16 protein-coding genes and 2 pseudogenes are annotated in these 17,698 nt (G+C 71.7%); 14 read left to right on the plus strand and 4 right to left on the minus strand.

The genetic code is table 11. The features are described 5' to 3' along the window. Positions 1 to 103: 103 nt before the first annotated feature. The 9 genes from B079_RS0112575 (at position 104) to B079_RS0112615 (ending at position 10,661) form a co-directional block, all read left to right on the plus strand. Positions 104 to 1,168 (plus strand): radical SAM protein, encoded by a 1,065-nt coding sequence (locus B079_RS0112575; protein WP_018546162.1) that lies wholly within the window; start codon positions 104 to 106, stop codon positions 1,166 to 1,168. Further along, the gene (locus B079_RS0112580; RefSeq protein ID WP_018546163.1) at positions 1,168 to 2,331 is read left to right on the plus strand and encodes an enolase C-terminal domain-like protein; all 1,164 of its coding nucleotides are present in this window, start codon (positions 1,168 to 1,170) and stop codon (positions 2,329 to 2,331) included. Before B079_RS0112575 ends, B079_RS0112580 begins: the two co-directional genes overlap by 1 nt. Continuing rightward, a complete protein-coding gene (locus B079_RS0112585) occupies positions 2,328 to 3,038 on the plus strand; it encodes an HAD family hydrolase (RefSeq protein WP_026248631.1) in 711 nt (236 codons plus the stop codon). Before B079_RS0112580 ends, B079_RS0112585 begins: the two co-directional genes overlap by 4 nt. Further along, positions 3,038 to 4,195 (plus strand): hypothetical protein, encoded by a 1,158-nt coding sequence (locus tag B079_RS0112590; RefSeq protein WP_018546165.1) that lies wholly within the window; start codon positions 3,038 to 3,040, stop codon positions 4,193 to 4,195. Before B079_RS0112585 ends, B079_RS0112590 begins: the two co-directional genes overlap by 1 nt. A gap of 1 nt (position 4,196) precedes the next feature. Beyond that, on the plus strand, positions 4,197 to 5,747 hold the full coding sequence (locus tag B079_RS0112595) for a hypothetical protein (RefSeq protein ID WP_018546166.1): 1,551 nt from the start codon (positions 4,197 to 4,199) through the stop codon (positions 5,745 to 5,747). Then, the gene (locus tag B079_RS0112600; RefSeq protein WP_018546167.1) at positions 5,744 to 6,595 is read left to right on the plus strand and encodes a phytanoyl-CoA dioxygenase family protein; all 852 of its coding nucleotides are present in this window, start codon (positions 5,744 to 5,746) and stop codon (positions 6,593 to 6,595) included. The genes B079_RS0112595 and B079_RS0112600 overlap by 4 nt, the downstream gene beginning before the upstream one ends. A 44-nt stretch (positions 6,596 to 6,639) precedes the next feature. Beyond that, positions 6,640 to 7,446, plus strand: a complete 807-nt coding sequence (locus tag B079_RS0112605; protein WP_018546168.1) for a class I SAM-dependent methyltransferase — start codon at positions 6,640 to 6,642, stop codon at positions 7,444 to 7,446. 178 nt (positions 7,447 to 7,624) lie between these two features. Next, the gene (locus tag B079_RS33240; RefSeq protein ID WP_158684975.1) at positions 7,625 to 8,398 is read left to right on the plus strand and encodes a hypothetical protein; all 774 of its coding nucleotides are present in this window, start codon (positions 7,625 to 7,627) and stop codon (positions 8,396 to 8,398) included. Between the two features lie 193 nt (positions 8,399 to 8,591). After that, positions 8,592 to 10,661: a toll/interleukin-1 receptor domain-containing protein gene (locus tag B079_RS0112615; RefSeq protein WP_018546170.1), complete on the plus strand. Its 2,070-nt coding sequence runs from the start codon at positions 8,592 to 8,594 to the stop codon at positions 10,659 to 10,661. A gap of 233 nt (positions 10,662 to 10,894) precedes the next feature. On the opposite strand, the pseudogene B079_RS0112620 reads toward B079_RS0112615, so the two are convergent. After that, positions 10,895 to 11,440, minus strand: a pseudogene (locus B079_RS0112620) (superoxide dismutase); the annotation flags it as partial. Positions 11,441 to 11,517: 77 nt separating this feature from the next. On the opposite strand from B079_RS0112620, the gene B079_RS0112625 reads away from it, so the two are divergent. Both B079_RS0112625 and tsaD read left to right on the plus strand, forming a co-directional pair. After that, entirely contained in the window at positions 11,518 to 11,958 is a 441-nt protein-coding gene (locus B079_RS0112625; protein WP_018546172.1) for a Fur family transcriptional regulator, read from the plus strand. Between the two features lie 116 nt (positions 11,959 to 12,074). Next, on the plus strand, positions 12,075 to 13,127 hold the full coding sequence (gene tsaD / locus B079_RS0112630; RefSeq protein ID WP_018546173.1) for a tRNA (adenosine(37)-N6)-threonylcarbamoyltransferase complex transferase subunit TsaD: 1,053 nt from the start codon (positions 12,075 to 12,077) through the stop codon (positions 13,125 to 13,127). Positions 13,128 to 13,219: 92 nt separating this feature from the next. On the opposite strand, the gene B079_RS31870 is transcribed toward tsaD, so the two are convergent. Genes B079_RS31870 through B079_RS0112645 form a run of 3 tightly spaced genes read right to left on the minus strand, consistent with a single transcriptional unit; the run spans position 13,220 to position 15,236 of the window. Next, entirely contained in the window at positions 13,220 to 13,921 is a 702-nt protein-coding gene (locus tag B079_RS31870) for a phosphatase PAP2 family protein (RefSeq protein ID WP_018546174.1), read from the minus strand. 11 nt (positions 13,922 to 13,932) lie between these two features. Continuing rightward, positions 13,933 to 14,559 carry a phosphatase PAP2 family protein gene (locus B079_RS0112640; RefSeq protein WP_018546175.1) on the minus strand — a complete coding sequence of 209 codons (627 nt, stop codon included), beginning with the start codon at positions 14,557 to 14,559 and terminating at the stop codon, positions 13,933 to 13,935. Beyond that, the gene (locus B079_RS0112645; protein WP_018546176.1) at positions 14,559 to 15,236 is read right to left on the minus strand and encodes a DedA family protein; all 678 of its coding nucleotides are present in this window, start codon (positions 15,234 to 15,236) and stop codon (positions 14,559 to 14,561) included. Before B079_RS0112645 ends, B079_RS0112640 begins: the two co-directional genes overlap by 1 nt. Positions 15,237 to 15,399: 163 nt before the next feature. Between B079_RS0112645 and B079_RS0112650 the strand changes: the two genes are divergently transcribed. The 3 genes and pseudogenes from B079_RS0112650 to B079_RS31875 form a co-directional block, all read left to right on the plus strand. Beyond that, a complete protein-coding gene (locus B079_RS0112650) occupies positions 15,400 to 15,771 on the plus strand; it encodes a BlaI/MecI/CopY family transcriptional regulator (protein ID WP_018546177.1) in 372 nt (123 codons plus the stop codon). Beyond that, entirely contained in the window at positions 15,768 to 16,709 is a 942-nt protein-coding gene (locus tag B079_RS0112655) for a M48 family metalloprotease (protein ID WP_018546178.1), read from the plus strand. Before B079_RS0112650 ends, B079_RS0112655 begins: the two co-directional genes overlap by 4 nt. 199 nt (positions 16,710 to 16,908) lie before the next feature. Continuing rightward, a pseudogene (locus B079_RS31875) lies at positions 16,909 to 17,697 on the plus strand (ABC transporter permease); the annotation flags it as partial. Position 17,698 lies beyond the last annotated feature (1 nt).

The raw sequence follows: 17,698 nt of genomic DNA on the forward strand, positions 1-17,698 counted from the left end.
GCGCGGGCACTCCCCCTGCCGCCGAGCGACCATCCCTACATCGGCCTCGGCGCCAGGGGTACCACCTGGCCACCCGTAGCAGACCCACCCCTGGGAGAACGCAATGCTCAAGTCCGTCCGCCACCTGGAAGAGGTGGCCCGCGAGTGGAAGATCAACCGCGAGGACGTCCTGCTGATCGCGCTGAACAGCTGTGGAGCGCGCTCGCCGTTGGACAAGCCGCGCATGAGGTTCCAGCTGGCGCTCGACTCCCGGCCGGCCGACCCGTCGTACCTGATCCTCTCCCTGGGGCGCGAGGACTCGCCCTTCGAGGTCGACGAGCACGAGCTGCGACTGCACGGTGAGCGGGTCGGCTCGATCAGCGGCATCGAGGACGATGACGCCGTGCTGGGCTACTGGCGCAACGGCACGAAGATGCTCACGTTGAACTCGAACCAGCGCTCCCAGTGCACCGGCTGCACGTTCTGCCCGAACACGCTGGAGGGGGCCTCGGACCCGGCGATCCCCGAACTCGACATGCCCGGCTACTTCGCCACGCTCGCGGCGAACTCGGGGATGGCGGATCTGTCAGGGGTGGAGACCGTGACGGTGTGCACGGGCTGCTTCCTCTACGAGCATCTGGCGCTGGAGCACCTGGAGGGCGTGCGCGCCGCCATGCGGAGCACTGACTGCGAGGGCACGCTGCACTTCCTGTCGTCGGTCCTCATCACCGCCGAGGGCTTGGACCGGGCCGCCGATGTCGGACCGTTCCATCTGACGCTGACGGTGGAGTGCTTCACCAACAGGGCCAAGATCCTGAAGCAGTCCAAGGCCGCGCTGAGCGTCGACCAGATGGTCGAGACGCTGGGGGCGGCGAAGGAGCGGGGCATCACCACGGACTTCACCTACATCGTCGGCCTGGACCCGATCGAGGAGGCGCTGGAGAACCTGAAGCGGCTGGTACCCGTGACCACGACGTTCCCGCGTTTCCAGACGTATCAGGCGCACAACCCGTACATGGACGTCTACCGCACGCCCGGCTCGGACACGATCGACTGGAACCTCTCGATGCGCCGCACGGTCGAGGAGCTGTTCTTGGACACCGGCCTGCGCCCGCAGTGGTGGCAGAACTACCGCTCCCCGTGGGCCTACACCTTCGGCCAGGAGCCGCTGACCGGGGCACGGATCTGATGGCCGGGTCAATCAACTGCACCGGCTCGGTCGTGCGGGCGGTGCGCGTGTGGCCGGTGGCGGGACAGACCGCCGGGCTGCCTGACTCGCTGCCTGATCCGATCGCCGCGGTCGCGGTGCCCCCGGCGGGGCCGTCGTGGCCGGAGCACCGGACCAGGTTCGCGGTCGAGGTGGTCGGCGACGGGGCGTCGGGCTGGCACGCTCCCGTGGGTGAGGCCGTGGCGCGGCTCGTCGTGGACACCCTCGCCGACGGGGTGGTGGGGCACGACGCGGCGGCACCACGCAAGCTCGCCTACCGGCCGCGAGCGAGCCGGCACCAACAGGGAGCGCACGCGCGCCAGGCCGTGTCGGCCGTCGAGCTGGCGTGCTGGGACCTTGCCTCCCGGATCTCGGGACGTACAGTGCCGGAGCTGCTGGGCGGCAGGGTGCGGGCGCACGTGCCGGTATACGCGTCCGCGCTCGGTTTGGACCCGGCCCACCCTGAGGCGGTGAAAGCGGCGGCGTGGATCTCCGAGCAGGGGTTCTGGGGTCAGAAGTGGCCGCTCACTGCGGAGTTGCTGCGTCAGGGGCCGCGGGCCGTCGCACGGGTGCTCGAGACCTTACGGGAGGCAGCGGGCGAGGGCCGGTTCATGGTCGACGGGCTCAGACGCTGTCGGCTGGACCAGGCACTCGCTCTGCTGCCGGTCCTCGCGGACCTCCGCGTCGCCTTCGCAGAGGAGCTGCTGGAGCCAGGCGGCTTCGCCTGGGCCCGGATGCGGGCGGCTGGGGCCGGGGTGCCTATGGCGGCCGGCGAGCATGCGGTCGATGAGCACGAGCAGACTCGGCTCCTGGCCAGCGGTGCGGTGGACGTGTGGCAGACCGACCCGGGGTGGTCGGGCGGTCTGGCCCGTTCCCTGCACACCGTCGAGGTCGCCGCCGACCTGGGGATGCCGACGTTCCCGCACGGCGACCGGCTGTGGGCGGCGCTCGCGCTGGCCGGTGCGTGCTGCCGGGACAAGATCCCTGCGGTGGAGTGGCACCTGACGCTGGAGCCGCTGCGGCAGCAGGTGTTCACCGATCCGGCCGCCATCGAGGCGGGGATGCTGCCGTCCAGGCCCGGGATCGGGATCGCCCCGACCCCGGTCACCACGTCGCCCCTTCCGGCGTGGACGGTCGGGTCATGACCGGCTCAGTGACATGGCCCGGGGTGCGGGCGGTCTGCTTCGACCTGGGCGGCACGCTGGTGCGGCCCGAGCTGGTGGCGACGACCGGCCAGGTCGCGGAAGTGCTGGGCGTCTCCTTGGAGGACGCGCGCGCCCTGATGGGCAAGGGCGCCAAACGGCGCCCGGTCAGCCCGCAGGACCTGGCCCACGAACTCGCGGCCCACTTCGGCCACAGCGCGTTGTCCGGTCCGCTCTCCGAGGTGTTGGAGCGGGCCCGGTGCCGGGCCGAAGACCCGCAGCTCTACCCGGATGTGCCGGACACGCTGGCTGTGCTACGGGAGCGGGGCTTCGCCCTGTTCGCCCTGACCAACGCGCTCGGCTCATCGGTGCCCGAGCATGACCCGGAAGTCTTCCGCACGCTGCTGGACGGCGTCTTCTACTCGGCGCGCACCGGCGCGATCAAGCCCGAGCGTGAAGCGTTCGCCGCCGTCGAGCGCGCCAGCGGGCTGCGGCCGGAAGAGCTGCTGCACGTCGGTGACTCGGTGAACGCCGACGTGCGGGGAGCCTCGTCGGCCGGGTGGCAGACGGCGTGGCTGGACCGGCACCGCCCGCCCGAAGGGCTGGTGCCCGCTGCGAGCACGCTGCGCCTGCACTCCCTCGATTCCCTTCCCCCGCTCCTGCCCGCCCGTTCGGGCAGGAGCACGATCGCACCGGAGGTGGCCGACTGATGGAGCCGTCCCGTACACCCCGTTCGGCAACGCCCTCCGTCCACACCCCGCTCACGCCGTCCGTGCCGCTGTTCGATGCGAGCCAGCTTCCGCTGCGCACCTGGTGCGAGGGCAGCCGCGAGGACGCTGTCACCGGTCTGGTCGCGTTCCCCGACTTCCACAGCCACATCCCGCGTTGCCTGGCCGCAGCCCTTGACAGCGGGCGCCTGGTCGCTCTGGCGATCGGGGATGTCGACGGACTGAAGGACCACGTGGAGCGGACGAACTCCACCAACCCCGCCTCCTACGGGCACCTGGCCGGTAACGAGGTCATGGCGACCGTGGGGGCTACGACTCGCGCCTGGTTCCACGAGCAGCCCTTCGACTCCGGGTGCGCGGCGACGTTCGGCGGGGACGAGGTCATCCTCGCGGCAGTCGTGGAAGACGCCGACCAGTTCCACCAGGCCCTCGGCACGCTGCGTGACCGGCTCGGTGCCGCGCTCCCGGTGACCGTCTCCTTCGCCCTCGCGTTCGTCGTCGCCAGCGACCTGCCGCACGAGCGGGATCGCGGCTGGAATCACCGCTTCACCAACGTGCTGCTGGCGACGGTTGACCGGACGTTGTTCACGCACAAGGCGGCACGCCGCGCCGTCGGCAGCGACGGCGGCATCATCGCCGTCACCCGGCCGCCACAGCCTCGAGAACCTGAGGAGACGGGAACCGGCCCCTCACCGCTCCTCCCGATGCCGGTCGGCACCGAGATCATGCGCGTCATGGCCCGCCCGGCCCGGGTCGGCGGCAGGGACTTCCTGCTGCTGCCCTGCCGCGGGCCGGTCGGCCAGCGCGGTACCCGGCTCCGCGTCACCTTCTCCACCGGCACTTCCAAGACCGTCGTCGCCTACGCGCTGCGTGGCCAGGCCGCGGTGCCGTACACCGCCGTCGCCACCGGTGTGACAAGAGTGCCGCTGACGGTGCAGGCGGTACGGGACCGCACGCCCCGCAGTGTGCCCCTGGACCTGGCGGCCACGCTGGAGCGGGCCGGGCTGGACTGGACGGCGGTGCCCGCCCACGAGCAGGCACAGATTCTCCAACTGATCACGGAGGCCGGAACGTCGGAGATCCGAACTGGACGGATCACCGCTGCCGTGGATGCGATCGCCGCTCGGAAGGGCCGCTGAAGTGACGGATACCGTACTGCCTCCCGGCCTCGCAGTCGCGGGGCCCGAGGGCTTCCCCGACTGGAGCCAGGCCGTCCGGCACGCGACGGACCGCGTGCCGGGCGACGCCGTCAACTCCGCCTGGCGGGCACTGAATTACCTGTGTGCCGCACAGCTCTACCTGCGCGACAACGTCCTGCCAGTCCGCGCCCTCCGAAAGGACGATGTGAAGGAGTGCCCGAGCGGACACTGGGGTGTGTGTCCTCCGGTCAACTGGATGCTCGCCCATCTCGGACCGATCACCGCCTGGCGACCGCCCGGCAGCGAAGTGCTGACCGTCCACGGTGCCGGGCACGCCGGCCCTTCCGCACTCGCCCACGCCTACCTCACCAAAACCGTCGCCCTGACCGGCAACGGCCCGAGCTGGTCGGCAGCGGAGCTGCAAGCGCTGGCCGCAGACTTCCCGCACACGCGGAGCTACGGCGGGGAGATCACCCCGCTCATCCCCGGCGTGCGCTACACCGGTGGTCAGCTCGGTCCGGCGCTCGCCGTCGCGCAAGGAATGGTCCTCGATGCCCCACACCGGCTCGTGGTGGCGCTCCTCGGCGACGGAGAGCTGGAGACCGGCGCGGCTTCGGCCGCGTGGATGGCCCGGCGCGCGCTGATCGGATCGGGCCTGCACGGCGCGGTGCTGCCCGTCGTGCTCGCCAACGGCCTGCGGATGGGCGCCCCCTCGGTGCTGGCCGGTCTCAACGAGGACGAAGTGCGCGCGTACTTCACGGGCCTGGGGTACGAGCCGTTCCTTCACGACGGTTCCGATGTGCGCGGCTTCCGAAGGGTCCTCGCCCAGGCACTCGCCCGACTGCGCCCCCTCGGGCTCGCCGGTCCGCAGCCGGTGCTCGTCCTGACCATGCCCAAGGGGGCGACCGGGCCCGAGCAGGTCTCCGGGCACCGGATCGCCGGAACTCCTGCCGTTCACAAGACCCCGCTGAAGGACCCCCGGCACGACCGGGAGGAATTCGAGGCCCTCAAGGCATGGCTTGCGTCGTACGAGCCGTCGGAACTGTTCACCGAGGACGGCCGGCCCTGCGGGCTCGTCCGACAGGCACTCCCCCACCCGGTGCCCCGGTCCCATCCGGCGCCGCCGGTCGCACCGCTCACGGTCCGGGGCTTCGCTGAATGGCCGCTGATCAGCGCCGTGATCCGCGAGCGCGTGGCGGCGGGTGGCTTTCGGCTGTTCAGCCCGGACGAGGCCGCCTCGAACCGGCTGCACCTGGCCACCGACGGCCGTGGAACACCGCAATGGGCGAACGAGATCCTCAACGAGGAGATCTGTCACGCCTGGCTCCAGGGCTACACCGAGACCGGCCGGGACGCACTGCTGGCCACCGTCACGCAGGCCCCAGCTGTACGGGCGCTGCTCGCCGCCCGCGGTGAAACCGCCCGGTTCCGCGTGGTCGGCTACCGCGACCCCGGCCGCCCTCTGTCCCCGACCGACCTGCTGGAGCACTGCGGCATGTCTGCCGCCCAGCTCGCCGCCCAGGCGACCTCGATACTCAAGGAGCCACGATGACCACCACCCCGGCCGTTCCCGATCCCGCGCAGCTGGCCGCGTTCGACCGCGACGGCTTCCTCATCCTGCGGGACGCTCTCACCCCCGATGACCGCGACCACGCCGCCGACGCCGCCGCGCATCTCCTGAACGGTGACCGGATGGTGTGCCGCGACCGCTCAGACGACGGCAAGGACGGCTTCCGCGGGGTCGTCGCCCTGGACGACGCCTTCCTCCCGCTCGTCACCAACCCAGGCGTCCTGCCCACGGTCGTGGCGCTGCTCAGCCCCAACATCCACCTGATGTCGAGCAACCTGATCGCCATGCCGTCCCTGCCGGACGAGGAGCGCACCATCCGCGTGCCCGCCCGGCACGGCTGGCACCGCGACATGTCCTCCACCCTGGCCGACCTCGGCATCGAAGGCACCCCCCGCCTCGCGATCAAGGTCGCGTACTTCCTCACCGACCCCGGACGGGATGCCGGCTTCACCATGTTCGTGCCTGGCAGCCACACCCGCACCGGGCCTGTCACCGTGCCCCCGGGCGACATCGACCCACCCGGCGCCCTCACCCCGGACATCGGCCGGTACGACGTAGTCCTCTTCGAGAACCGCACCTGGCACGCCGGCGGCCTCAACCGCTCCGGCCACACCCGGCTGGCCGTGATGATGCAGTACGGCTACCGGTGGCTCAACGCCGTCGACGACCCCTCCCCCGCTCTGCTGGACCGCGAGGACCTCGGGGCCGTCGAACGGCAGCTCCTCGGTGCGCGGGACCGCAACCCCGACGGCTCCGTCGCCCGCGAAGGATCCGGCGGACACCCCCTGACCGACTGGTGGCAGCACCTGAACACCACCCCGGCCCGCTGACCGATCTCCGACGCCCGACCGCACCACCACGAGAGACTGGAACCGTGACCTCCTCCCCCTACACGCCCGAAGAACTGTTCGCGTCCACCGCGCCGTACTACGCCCGCCACCGCCCCGGCTACGCCCCGGAGTTCTACGAACTCCTCACCGAGCGCTTCCACCTGGACGGCACCCAGCGCGCCCTCGACCTCGGATCCGGACCCGGCATCCTCGCCCTGGAACTCGCGCCCCTCCTCGGCAAGGTCGTCGCGGTCGACCCCGAGAAGGGAATGCTCGAAGAGGGCCGCCGCCTGGCCGCCGAGCGCGGCATCACCAACATCGACTGGCGCGAGGGCGACTCCACCACCCTCCCGACCATGTCCATCGAACCCGTACTGCTGACCGTCATGGGCGCCGCGTACCACTGGATGGACCGCGAACAGGTCCCCCGCGACCTGGACCACATCATCGAGCCCGGCGGCGCGATCGTCCTCGCCTCCGGCGGCGCCCCCGGCGACCTCGCCCCCGCACCGTGGCGAGGGGTGGTCGACCGGGTACGTACGCGCTACCTCGGCCCCGAACGCCGGGCAGGCAAGGGCACCTACTCCCACCCCAAGGACCGCCACCAGGACGTCCTCGCCCGCAGCCCGTTCTCCCGGATCGAAATCGACCGGTGGGACCACACCCTCACCCGCACCGTCGACGAAGTCATCGGCTGGGTCTTCAGCCTCTCGTACTCGAGCCCCGCCCAACTCGGCAACAAGAAGGACGCCTTCGAGGAAGACCTGCGCAAGGCACTGCTCGACTTCGCCCCCTCCGGACGGTTCGACGAGACCATCCGCACGGAGGCCGTGATCGCGACCAGGCCCTGATCGAAAGCGGCCCGCCGGTCACACCACTCTCGACCGGTCACACACGAAGACGCGCAGCCCTCCTGATTCCGGCCGGAACTCCTTCTCGCCGGAGACGGGCCGGATGCGCCAAGGCACCTGAACCGATAGGTTTTTCGAGGGAGTTACTGTTGTCAAGCTGTCAGGGAGTGAGCGCAGCGTGGCGGGACGCCGAAGGTGGTCGGCCGAGGTGATCGCGCGGACGACGGGGCGGGCACTGGCGATGGGAGCCATCGGTTCGGTCGTCGGTGTCGCCGCCTACTCCATCAGCCAGACCGGCGGTCAGTGGCTGTCTGTTGTCGTGGGCGGCGTGGCCGGCGCGGCGATCGCTCTCGGTGCCGATCTGTACCGCAGGTCTGTGCAGCTGACCGAGGTGCGACTCGTCCTGCCCGGCAGCGAGATGACGTTCAAGGCGAATACCGACATGCGGCAAGCCGCCCTGCGCATGTTCTTCCAGGCCGCGACCCGGGTGGCCACGCGCCCTCTGGACGACGACAGCGGAAATCTGCGTGAGGCGCTCACCTCTCTCAAGTCGCTGTTCGACCTGTATCGCGAACCCCTGGAGTCGGGTGCCGCCCCGCCGCCCCCAGCCGAGGGCGACTCCGTTCACGAACTCGTCCTGGACATCCTCAACTTCGAGCTCGGGCCGTTCCTGGCGCACTGGCATCCCCGTCTGCTGGAGTTCGAGCAGTCCCACCCTGGGCGTCCCGAGACGGAGTGGGTGGACAACGCCTCGTTCCGGCAGGCCCTGCGCGCGCTGCAGCAGCGGCTGCGGCCCTACGTCATCGGGCTCGGTTCGATCGCCGGGCTCCGTGACCCCGAGCGCCACCTGCGCCGCTCTGCCTGGCACTCCGCCCACCGTACCGACACAGTCCCGCCCCGGAGCGGCGAGGACTCCCGCGAAAGCCCTGCGGAACCACCAACACCGGCGTGACGCATGATGGAGGTGTGAGGAACTTCCCCGACCGGCTGTGCACCATCCGCCGCACCTGTCCGCAGACATCGCGGCCTGCCGCTCTGGCCATAGCGTCGCGACCCTGCTCAGCAACGCCCCCCCCCCCGCTGTTTTTGGGGTTGACGCGATCCTGGGACCATCAGACGCTTGATCGCTCCCGCCGAGGTACCTCATGAGTTCCGCCCCGGACGCACCGCACGCCCAGTGGGACGTCTTCGTCAGCTACAGCCGGTCCGACACCGACACGGCCGAGCCCATCGTGGCCTCCCTGCGTGAGCGGGGACTGCGCGTCTTCGTCGACAACACGGCGGTGGGCGAATTCGCGTCGATCACCAACACCATCGCCCTGGCGCTCGCTCGGTCGCGAGTACTGCTCGCCCTCTACTCGCGAGACTACCCCCGCCGTCGTGCCTGTCAGTGGGAGCTGACCTACGCCTATATCGCCGGCCAGCGCGAGGGTGACCCGCGGCACCGGGTTCTTGTGATCAACCCTGAGCCGACCACCGACCACATCCAGCCCGTGGAGCTTCGCGACGCTCGTTACTGGCCCTGGCCCCGTACGCCAGAGGCCGCCGCGCGGCTCGCCGACAGCGTCGCCGCACACGCAGGTCGCCTGGAGCGCGCCATGGGCGAGTGCACCGGCGCCGCACCCGTTCGCTGGCTCCCCGCTCCCGCACGGACCGGTTCCGCCCACTTCGGCGGCCGACTCGCCGAGCAGTGGCACATCCACACCGCTCTGCACCGACACCGCGCACCCCTCGTCTCGCAGAACGGAACCGGCCGCACCGCCCAGGTACGCGGTATGCCCGGTATCGGCAAGTCGCTGCTCGCCCAGGAGTACGCCTTGCATTTCGGCCCGGCGTTTCCCGGGGGTGTCTTCTGGTACGACCTCCACACGCGCCAGAAGACGGAGAGCGAGGACCCGCTCACCCGCTACGCCGCCCAGGTCGCGACCGCTGCCGTTGCCCTGGGGATCGATCCGGACGGCCCGCTGCCCCGCCTTTTGAGCCGCCTCGCCGTCGCCCTCGGCGAACGGGACGCGCCTTGTCTATGGGTGGTCGACGGTGTCCCCGACGGACTGACCGAGGAGGAGCTGCACCTGCTGCGCGGCCCGCATCTGCTGGCCTCCACTCTGATCACCACCCGCTCACTGCGCTACTCGGCCTTCGCGGAAGCGGTGGACGTCCCTCCACTGCCCGACGCCGACGGCCTGCGCCTGCTCACCTCGCGTCGCGAGCCGGCCACCGACCAGGAGCGTGCCGCCGCGCTCGCCCTCGTCCACGACGTGGGCGGCCACCCGTACGCCCTTGGCCTGCTGGCCGACCTCGCGGCGGCGAGCGACTTCCCTCACCTGCGCGACCGGTTCCACTCCCCCGTCATCGACGTACTGGACCACAGGGGCCGAGCGCCCGAACAGACATCGTTCAGCGCCCAGCTGCTGCCTCAAAGCCTCTCCGAGGCCGAGCCCGTGTCCGATGTGCTGCGCCTGTTCGCGCTGGCCTGCCCCGCGCCGCTCACCCGCGACGAACTGGAAACCGCCCTGGCCTCCCTCGCCCTCTACGATCCCTGGGAGGCACAGCACCTGGCCATGGATGCCGTCGAGACGCTCCTCGGCACCGGCACCCTCATACCCTCCCGACACACGGGGAATTCCTGGACGGTGCATCCACTGCTGGCCCGTGCCGTCAGACGCGGAGGAGCCGGGAGCGCTCGCCAGGAGGACCTTCGGCGCGCTCTCCTGCACGCCCTTGCCCTCCCCACAGGAACCACCGCCGCAGCGTCCGCCCCACAGCCCACCGCCATCACAGTCTCCACGACCCCGGGTGCCGCTGAACGCGCCGCCGCCTTCGACCTGCAGATCGAGCTCATCACCAGAGTGGGCGTCCAGCCACTGGCCCCCGACCAGGGCTCCCTCCGCGAGGCACTGACCTCCCTGCACTCGCTCTTCGCCACGGCCCGCGACGTACTCCACCGGGTCGCAAGCGAACCCACAACAAGCGCCCTCCCCCGCATCACCGCCACCCTCCTCAACACCCACCTCCGCCCGTTCCTGTCCACATGGCACCCCCTCCTCCAAGACCACGAAGCAAACCGCCCGCCGCACACGAGCCCCACCGAACACGAACGCCTGTGGCCGCATGCCGCCGAGATGCGTCAGCAGCTCGACGCCCTGCGCATGCCCCTCACCGCCACGGCCCGCTCCCTCGGCGAACTCTGCGGCACGGACCTGACCTCTGTCTGACGGCCGCGCAGTCCCGTCAACCCCCATAGGGACTGGTCGGACTCGTTCACTGCCAGGTGCGTTGCCATACCAAAAACCGACTGCCCTTCCGAGGACTCCCCCCTCGGACAGCCAGTCTCCAAGTAGGAAGGGCTGCGCATGGGATCGATGTCCCTGCGCAGCCCTTTCCGCTTCGCCTGCCGGTGTCGGGTGAGAAGACGATCACGAGCAGGACGCTTGTGTGTGCCGTGCCGTCAGTGCTGCGGCAGCAGCATGGCGTCGCCGCGCTCTTTGGCCGCGTTGTACCGGGTGGACACGTCCTGCCAGTTGACGACCTGCCACATGGCCTCGATGAAGTCGACCTTCTGGTTCTTGTACTGGAGGTAGAAGGCGTGCTCCCAGGCCTCGAAGACCAGGATCGGGGTCGAGCCCTGGCCGACGTTGCCCTGGTGGTCGTAGATCTGCTCGACGATCAGGCGGCCGCTGAGCGGCTCGTAGGCCAGTACGCCCCAGCCCGAGCCCTGCGTCGTCGCGGACGCCTTCGAGAGCTGGGTCTTGAAGTTCTGGAACGAGCCGAAGGACTCGGTGATCGCGTCCGCGAGGTCGCCGACACCGTCCTGCGCGAGCGGCTCGCCGCCGCCCTCGCCCGTCATGTTGTGCCAGTGGATCGAGTGCAGGATGTGGCCCGACAGGTGGAAGGCCAGGTTCTTCTCCAGGCCGTTGATCGAGCCCCAGGACTCCTTGTCCCGCGCCTCCGCCAACTGCTCCAGGGTGTCGTTCGCGCCCTTGACGTACGCCGCCCGTCCGATACGGCGTTAGTCCTAGGACCTGAGGCCCTGTCGCCATCACCCACGACGGTCCCCGGAAAGGCAGCACGGTGAGCAATGTCTCGCAGTCACGGCACGACGACGCAGCGGCCGATCCGGAACCCCGCCGCCTGCCGCACCGCAGCGAACTGCGCTGCACCTCCGGCCGTATGCGGGTACTGACCCTGCCCCTCGATTCGGGCCGCCACGTCACGCCCTCGAAGGTCTGCGAAGAGCTGGGCAGTTCCGGAACGTCGATCCACCCCACGACGGCCTATCGGAACCTGGAGGGGCTGACAGCCGTCGGCCTGGCGCACGCGGTGCACGGCCCCGGGCCGACGCGCTACGACATCAGCGGGGAACCACACCACCACAGCGTGTGCCGGCGGTGCGGCCACGTCGACGGCCTGGTCATCCCCCACCTGACAGAAGCGGCGGAGCGCAGCGGACTGCTGCCCGACTCCTCGGGATCTCTCCTGGTCTACGGGATCTGCGCGAGGTGCGGGGGCTGACGGCCGGGCCGCCTGCTCCCGCATGAACCGGCGCTCACCGAGATTCGGGTTCACACCCGGCCCAGACTTATTGCACACTACTTGCAATAACTCATATAGTGCAGAAAGGACCGGACGTGGGTTCTCCGATCGTGCTCGGGATCGAGTCGTCGTGCGACGAGACCGGTGCCGGTCTCGTCCGTGAGGGGCGGCTGCTGGGTCACGCGGTGGCGTCGAGCATGGACGAGCACGCCCGTTATGGAGGCGTGGTCCCGGAGATCGCCTCCCGCGCGCACCTCCACTCACTGCGGGCGGTCGTCCGGCAGGCGCTGGACGAGGCCGGGCTGGAGCCGGGCGACCTCGGCGCGGTCGCGGTCACCACCGGTCCGGGGCTGTCCGGCGCCCTTCAGGTGGGCGTGGCCGGGGCGAAGGGCATCGCGTACGCGCTCGGGGTTCCCCTCCACGGGGTGCACCATCTCGCCGGGCACGTGGCCGCCGACACCCTGGAGCACGGTCCGTTGCCGAACCCCTGCATGGTGCTGATCGTCTCGGGCGGCCACACCTCGCTCCTGCTCGTACGCGACCTGGCGCGCGACCCGATCCTGCATCTGGGAGACACCCTGGACGACGCGGCGGGCGAGTGCTTCGACAAGGTCGCCCGCGTCTTCGGGCTGCCGTACCCCGGTGGTCCGGCCGTCGACCGGGTGGCCCGCACCGGCGATCCCCGTGCCGTGGCCTTCCCGCGCCCGCTGCCCGGCTCGTACGACTTCTCCTTCTCCGGGCTCAAGACGGCGGCGGCGCGCTGGGCGGAGAGCCACGCGGGCCGTGAGCTTCCGGTGGCCGACGGCGCGGCCTCGCTCCAGGAGGCCGTCGCCGACGTCCTGACCTGCAAGGCGGTCGCGGCGTGTGCCGAGTACGGCGTCGGCACGCTGGTCGTGGTGGGCGGGGTCGCCGCCAACTCGCGTGTGCGCGCGCTCGCGGAGGAGCGCTGCCGGGCGGCCGGGATCGAGCTGCGCGTGCCGCCGCTGCGGCTGTGCACGGACAACGGCGCGATGATCGCCGCCGTCGGCGACCTCCTCGTACGGGCCGGGGCACGGCCCGCGCCGCTGGACCTGTCGATCGACCCGTCGGCTCCGCTGGAGTACGCGGCTCTGCACCCCGGCACGTCCCTGGCGGGGGCAGGGCGATGAGCATCCAGGCACGTGGCGGGCCTGAGCTGCCGGTACGGAGCGCGTCGTGCCGAGTGCCCCGCTGCCGACCCCCGACCGGCGCAGCGCCGGGTTCAGGCAGCCCCGTCCGGCCGTGGCGCCGTGACACGTGCCGCGACCACCACCGCCATCAGCGTCCAGGCCGTGGCGAGCAGCCAGCCCGCGACCACATCGCTGGCCCAGTGGACCCCCAGCCACACCCGGCCCACTCCCACGGCGACCGCCCATACGACGGTCAGGGCCGTCCACAGCCGGTACGCGGGTGGGCGGCGGACGAGCAGAGCGAGGACGAGGAGACCGGCGGTCATCGCCGAGGTGGTGGTGTGGCCGGAGGGGAACGACCAGCGCGAGGCGTGGGTGAGCCAGTCCTCCGCCGGGGGCCGCGGGCGGGCGATCGCCGTCATGAGGGCGAAGCGCAGCGCCTGCCCCAGGGCCAGCCATGCGGCGAACACGAGGGCGGGCAGGGCGAACCGGATCGCGGTGTGCCGGTCTCGCACGGCGTCGAGAGCGGGCGCGGCGATCAGTCCGGCGGAAAGCGCCACGGCATAGGGGGTGATGCCGGTGCCCGTGGTCGTCACGGCGCGCAGCACCGTGACGACCGGGGCCGGGCGGTTCTCCCGTGCCCCTCGGCGGAGAGCCGCGTCGGAGGCGATCGGCCCGCCGTCCACGGCGAGCACGGCCGCCGTCAGCCCCGCGAACGCGGCGGCGGCACACACGCACCACCACACCGCGCGGTCCCGCCCGAAGGACACACCGGCGGCCGGGGAACCGGGCACGTCGGCAGGGTTCACGCCGCGACCAGCGGACGCAGCCGTGTCCGGCCGAAGAGCCCGGCCAGGGCCTGCGCGTGCCGGGACAACGGCAGGGCCAGCAGGAGAGCGACCAGCGCACCGACGGCGAGACCGGCGACGATGTCGTGCGGGTAGTGGGCGCCGACCCACACCCGGGAGGCCGCCATCGCCAGCGCGCCGATCGCGGCGAGCACGCCGAGGCGGACCGAGACGAACCACAGGGCGACCGCCGCCGCGGCGGCCAGCGTGGCGTGGTTGCTGGGGAACGACCAATCGCCGGGTGCCGGGCAGGCCTCCAGCGTGATCACGTGCAGGGACTGGCAGGGTCGGTTCTCGTGCACCGCTTGCTTCAGTACGGTGCTGACGACGAAGGCGAGCACGGTCAGCACGGGAGCGGCCAGGGCCTTCACCGCCTGCGGCGCGTCCTGGTGACGGGCCTGCCACCAGCCGATCAGCATCAGGACGCCGAACAGGGCGAGCCCGTAGGTGGAGTACGCCGAGACGAGGCCGTCCAGCCAGGACGGTGCGCGGTGTGCGGCATCGACCACGTCCACGTACGCGCTGCCGTCGATGCCCGAACCGTCGTATCCCCGCGCGAGGGGCGTCAGTGTCACCGTGTGCATCAGGCACGGCCTCCGTCCGTGCCGTGCGACCGCCGGGAGCGGATCACTTCCAGAGCGACCGGGATGAGCGAGACGACGACGATGACGGCGATGATCGGCAGAAGGTAGCGGTCGACGTTGGGGACCGAGGCGCCCAGCGCGTATCCGGCGAGCACCAGGCCCACGGTCCACACCAGTCCGCCGAGCACCTGCCAGAGGGTGAAGGTGCGCGCGGGGACGGCGAGGGCGCCCGCGAGCGGGTTCAGGACGGTCCGCACGACCGGCAGGAAGCGGGCCAGCACGATCGCCTTGGCGTGCCCGTACCGCTCCAGAATGTCCGAGGCGCGGGCGGCGCCCTCACTGATCTTGCGGGACTTGGTGCGGGCGAGCAGGGCCGGTCCGGCACGGCGGCCGAGCAGATATCCGGTCTGGGCTCCGGCCAGCGCGCCCACGACAGCGGCGATGAGCACCCAGGTGAGGGACAAGTGCCCCGGCCTGGTCGCCGACCCTCCGGCGCACAGCAGCCCTGCGGTGAACAGCAGCGAGTCACCGGGCAGGAAGAACCCGATGAGCAGGCCGGTCTCGGCGAACAGGACGGCGGCGATGCCGAGCGTGCCGAAGGTGGCGAGCAGCGACTGCGCGTCGAGGAGGTTCACGGCGAGCTGGAGCGGGGGTGCGGCTTGGTGCGCGAATGTCATCGGCGCTGGCCCCTTCGATGATGGGCGGTCGGAAACGGGCTGCCGGATGTACCGGACACGGACAGGAGCGCTGACGAGGACGCGCGGGCGGGTAACCTCTTACGTCTACAACGCAGTAGTCGGTCTACAACACTGTAGACGATGTGACGGAGAGGGCGGTTCCATGAGCGACACGGCGGGCGAACGCAGGCCCTCGGGCGAGCTGGAGGCCAGCGTGCTGGCGGCACTGTGCGCGGCGGGCCGGGCGCGGACGGCGGCCGAGGTGCGGGCCGCGATACCGCAGGAGCTGGCCCGCACCACCGTGGCGACCCTCCTGGCACGCCTGCACGAGAAGGGGGCGGTGGACCGCATGCCGGGCCGCCGGGGCTTCCTGTACTTCGCGGTGGAGGACTCTCACGGTCTGACCGCGCGGCGGATGCATCAGGAGCTGAGGCAGGACGACGACCGCGGTCTGGTGCTGGCCCGGTTCGTCGAGGGACTGGACCCCGCCGACGAGGCGGAGCTGAAGCGCCTGCTGGAAGGAGACGGCCGTTGATCGCCCTGCTGCTGATGCCTCTGCTGCTGCCCTGGGCCCTGGCCCCGCTGGCCCGGCGCACCGCCGGGACGGTGCGGCCCGAGATCGCCCTGTGGGCGATCACCTGCGCCACGGCCGCGCTCGCGGTCGGCGTCGTGGCATCCCTGGGAGCCCTGCTGCTGCCGCTCGCCCTCACCCTCCCGCCGGTGAGCGCGCTCGCGGAGCTGGTGCGCCCCCTCGCCGTGGGGCCCCCGTCGCTCGTCCTGGGCACCTCCGCGCTCGCGACCGGCGCGCTCGCCCTGGCCGCGCACCGCGTCCTGCGCAAGGCGGCGCGGGAAGTGACGCGTCTGCGGGCCGTACAGGCACGCGTCGCCCAACTGCCGGACGCGGGAGGGCTGTGCGTGCTGGACGATCCGCGCCCCGACGCCTACGCGCTGCCGGGCGGCCCGCGCCGACCGGACCGGATCGTGGTGACGTCCGGCATGCTGCGCGCCCTGGGACCGGTCGAACGTGAGGCGCTGCTCGCCCACGAGCGGGCCCATCTCGCCGCGAAGCACCATGTGTTCCTCTCCGCCGCGCAGCTGGCCGGATGGTGCCATCCGGCGCTGGCCGCCGTCGCCGCCCATGTCTCGTTCGCCGCCGAGCGGGCGGCCGACGAGGCCGCCGCACGCCGCTGCGGCGACCGCACCCTCACCGCCCACGCCGTGGGGCGGGCCGCACTCGCCGTGAGCCGCACGGCCGGGGAGGCCGGTGCGCCCGCCCTGGCACCGGGAGCCGCCGGTGGGCCCGTCCCGGCACGCGTCCGGGCCCTCCTCGCCCCCGCGCCCGTCCGACGCGTGGTTCCGGCGCTGCTGGCGATGGCTCTGCTGTGCACGGCGGCCGGCACCTCGGCCCTGGGCGGAGCCGTCTGGCTGCATCGCGGCGTCGAGACCGCTCAGGGTGAACACCCCTCGGACTGACGCCCGTCCACGGCGAGATGAGGGCCGCCTGTTCTCGGCGACTACATTTACGTAGACTCAGCTGCGCCCGCGTCGTGACGCTCGCGCCCGGCCATGCCGTCCGGGCACTACCAGGCCGTCCGGGCACCACCAGGCCGTCCCGCGGCGATCGGATGTCTGGTGACACACCCCCAGACGCCCTCCACCGATGGTGATGCCCATGAACTCCGCCACGGCCGCCCTGCTGCCGGTCGACGCCGTGCTCGGCTGGGTCCTGGCCGTGTTCCTGGCCGCCGCTGTCGCGGTCACGGCCGTGGCGCGGCTGTCGCCGGAGCAACGCTTCGGCCGCGCGCGTGAGGTGCTGACCGCCGGGGTGCGGGCCGCCCTTCAACTGGCGGCCGTCTCCGCCGTCATCGGCTGGGTCGTCCATTCCGGGACGGGGCTGCTCGCCTTCGTGCTGCTGATGTACGCCGTGGCCGTCCGCACCGCGGGACGCCGGATCACCTCCGACGGCTCGTGGTGGTGGACGGCTCTGCCGATCGCGGCCGGTGTCGTTCCGGCGGTCGCGCTCCTGCTGGCCACGGGGCTGCTGCCGGTGCGTGGCATCGCGCTCATCCCGGTGACGGGCATCCTGATCGGCGGCGCGCTCACCGCGACCGTACTGGCCGGCCGCCAGAGCCTCGCCGCGCTCGAACAGCGGCACGGCGAAGTCGAGGCCGGTCTCGCCCTCGGACTCACCGCACGGGACGCCCGGATCGAGATCGCCCGCCCCGCCGCCTCCGACGCCCTGGTCCCCGGCCTGGACCAGACCCGCACCGTCGGGCTCGTGACGCTGCCCGGCGCGTTCGTCGGCATGCTCCTGGGCGGAGCCGACGCGCTCACCGCCGGTGCCGTACAACTCTTCGTCCTCGTCGCCCTGATGGCCGTCCAGGCCGTCTCGGTCGCCGTCACCCTCGAACTGGTCGCCCGCTCGCGCCTCACCGCGCCCCGTCGCGGCGGCCACGTCCCCG

Source organism: Streptomyces sp. LaPpAH-108 (assembly GCF_000373625.1).
Taxonomy (GTDB): domain Bacteria; phylum Actinomycetota; class Actinomycetes; order Streptomycetales; family Streptomycetaceae; genus Streptomyces.

Bases quoted from the DNA above. Each gene is read 5' to 3' on its own strand.
- B079_RS0112575 (WP_018546162.1), top strand. From the start codon at position 104: ATGCTCAAGTCCGTCCGCCACCTGGAAGAGGTGGCCCGCGAGTGGAAG.
- B079_RS0112580 (WP_018546163.1), top strand. From the start codon at position 1,168: ATGGCCGGGTCAATCAACTGCACCGGCTCGGTCGTGCGGGCGGTGCGC.
- B079_RS0112585 (WP_026248631.1), top strand. From the start codon at position 2,328: ATGACCGGCTCAGTGACATGGCCCGGGGTGCGGGCGGTCTGCTTCGAC.
- B079_RS0112590 (WP_018546165.1), top strand. From the start codon at position 3,038: ATGGAGCCGTCCCGTACACCCCGTTCGGCAACGCCCTCCGTCCACACC.
- B079_RS0112600 (WP_018546167.1), top strand. From the start codon at position 5,744: ATGACCACCACCCCGGCCGTTCCCGATCCCGCGCAGCTGGCCGCGTTC.
- B079_RS0112615 (WP_018546170.1), top strand. From the start codon at position 8,592: ATGAGTTCCGCCCCGGACGCACCGCACGCCCAGTGGGACGTCTTCGTC.
- B079_RS0112640 (WP_018546175.1), bottom strand. From the start codon at position 14,559: ATGCACACGGTGACACTGACGCCCCTCGCGCGGGGATACGACGGTTCG.
- B079_RS0112645 (WP_018546176.1), bottom strand. From the start codon at position 15,236: ATGACATTCGCGCACCAAGCCGCACCCCCGCTCCAGCTCGCCGTGAAC.
- B079_RS0112650 (WP_018546177.1), top strand. From the start codon at position 15,400: ATGAGCGACACGGCGGGCGAACGCAGGCCCTCGGGCGAGCTGGAGGCC.